Here is a 2,398-nt window from a genome sequence, read left to right as displayed (position 1 = left end):
GCTTCTGGGTCTAATAATTCGATTAAACGATAACGTTCGCGATCGCTCAAATTTTTTGCCCGTTCGAGCAAGTCTGGATTTTTCCCCAAGAGTCGCTCTAATTCCCAGTTTTTGGGATTAGAAAAACCAACAAAATCCAAACCTGAAGCATCAATGAGTTCAAAAAGAGTGTCGATGTTGTAGTCGATTTCCTGGGGATGAACGTACATATCTGCAAAACACTCATCCCGCTGATTTTCTAAAGACCAGCGCTCTTTTTCTCGCTTGACCAGTCGATTATTTTCTGGCAAAGCGGCAAATATTTGACGCCCCACCTGAACGCCATCGCGGTAGTCGCCTCGCCGTTCGCCTTGAAGCAGTGCGATCGCTTTTTGCATCAACTGGATTTCCCAGCGCCCCAGCTCAGCATAAACGAAAATATGCATCAAGCCTCCCGGCGCTAACTTCGCCACTAGGGATTGAATTCCCCGAATCGGGTCGGGCAAATGATGCAAAACCCCAACACAATTGATTAAATCAAACTCACCCGGTAGTTCCTGCGCGTCATACAAGCTCTTGTGATGAAACTCGACGCGATTTGCCCCGGAACGGCGACAACGCTCTCGTGCCACTTCCAAAGCGCCCGAACTCAAATCAATTCCCACCACTTGAGCAGCCGGATTGAGGTGAACCAGGTACTCTGTTCCTACACCCGTGCCACATCCGGCATCTAAAATGCGGACATCCTGCTTTTGGGGTGTTTGATTGGTGCAAAAGTGATAAGCGGCTAGCCAATTCCAGCGCCAGTTGTAGCCGGGAGGCGGACTATCCAGCAGAGGTTCTGGTGGAAAAGGGTAAGTATCGTAAAGTCGTTGGACGGCGGAACTGATATCCTGCCTGATTTCCATATCACGTTAAAGGGTAAAGTTAGAGATGTCCGGGCAGGTCATCTGTAGCTAGACGGCGTCTTAAGTAACAAAACTTATCGCTCTTCTCAGGGAATCTGCCGCCATTTAGTATTATGACCTTGTGAACACCTAGATAGGGTTCTACACACTTTTTAACAAACCAGTCTGAGAAGCCCGAAAAGTTTTAATCTAAAAACTGAGCTGATTAACCCCAGGCAGTTAAAGGATAAAGGCTCAAAGATGAACGCTGAGATGTTGAAGGCGCAAGAATGAAGTTGATAAGCCATAAGCCGTAGGGAAAAAGCCACTTTCTCCGGGTCAGTCGCTCCCGTGGCGGTTGGTTAACTTTAATCCCTCAACCTTCACAATTCATCATTCATCAGTGGCACTCTGGTCATGTTTAACGCAGTGACGATTTAGATAGGGAGCTTTTGAGATCCAATGAGTGTTAAGGCAAGTGGTGGAAGCTCAGTTGCGCGTCCGCAACTATATCAAACAGTACCAGTTGCAACTATTTCGCAAGCGGAACAACAAGACCGCTTCTTAGGGAGAGGTGAGCTGGATGAACTGAAGAGCTATTTCAGTTCCGGCAGCAAGCGTCTTGAGATTGCTCAAACGCTCACCCAAAATGCAGACCTGATTGTGTCCCGTGCTGCCAACCGCATTTTCGTCGGGGGTTCCCCGATGGCTTTCTTAGAAAAGCCTCGCGAACCCGAATTGGTGACGGCGAACGTTCCGGATGTCAAACAAGGGATGGCGCTGGGAAATGTCACCTATGTGGAAAGCAGCGGTGGCTTTTTGCAGGGGTTGCGATCGCTCTTCAGCGCAGGCGGTGGCGGTCCTACCCCAGCTGGTTTCCGACCGATCAACGTTGCCCGCTACGGTCCGGGCAATATGCAGAAGTCGTTGCGGGACTTATCCTGGTTCTTGCGCTACCTGACCTACGCAATTGTTGCCGGAGACCCCAATATCATCGCGGTTAACACGCGGGGTTTGCGGGAAATCATCGAAAATGCTTGCTCCGGCGAAGCGACAATTGTGGCGTTGCAAGAAATGCGGGCAGCCGCCTTGGGTTATTTCCGGCGCGACGAGGAAGGGACAACGATTGTCAACCAGTACTTTGAAGTGCTGATTAGCGAATTCCGCGCCCCCACCCCCTCCGACAAAGTGCGGCAGCGTCCTTCTGGCGATCAGCAAGGTCTGCAACTGCCCCAAATTTACTTCAATTCAGCCGAGCGGCGTCCCAAGTACGCCATGAAGCCCGGTTTGTCATCTTCGGAAAAGCAAGAAATCATCAAAGCCGCCTATCGGCAAGTCTTTGAGCGCGATATTACTCGCGCTTACAGCCTTGGCATCTCTGACTTAGAATCTAAGGTCAGAAATGGCGACATCTCGATGAAAGAATTTATCCGCCGCTTGGGTAAATCTACTCTTTACCGCAAAAACTTCTACGAGCCATATATCAACAGTCGCGCTCTGGAACTGGCATTCCGTCACTTCCTGGGTCGTGG

2 protein-coding genes are annotated in these 2,398 nt (G+C 50.0%); one reads left to right on the top strand and one right to left on the bottom strand.

What is annotated here, in order from left to right; genetic code table 11:
* Window positions 1-887: class I SAM-dependent methyltransferase (locus H6F50_RS06620; RefSeq protein ID WP_190427755.1), on the bottom strand; the 887-nt coding region annotated here is incomplete at its 3' end.
* Window positions 888-1,328: 441 nt separating this feature from the next.
* On the opposite strand from H6F50_RS06620, the gene H6F50_RS06615 reads away from it, so the two are divergent.
* Window positions 1,329-2,398 (top strand): phycobilisome rod-core linker polypeptide (locus H6F50_RS06615; RefSeq protein ID WP_190427748.1); only part of this gene is annotated, 1,070 nt, incomplete at its 3' end.

It is taken from the genome of Coleofasciculus sp. FACHB-712 (assembly GCF_014695635.1).
GTDB lineage: Bacteria > Cyanobacteriota > Cyanobacteriia > Cyanobacteriales > FACHB-T130 > FACHB-T130.
Note: the sequence above shows the minus strand (reverse complement) of the source record. Positions and strands in the feature narration are given on the sequence as shown.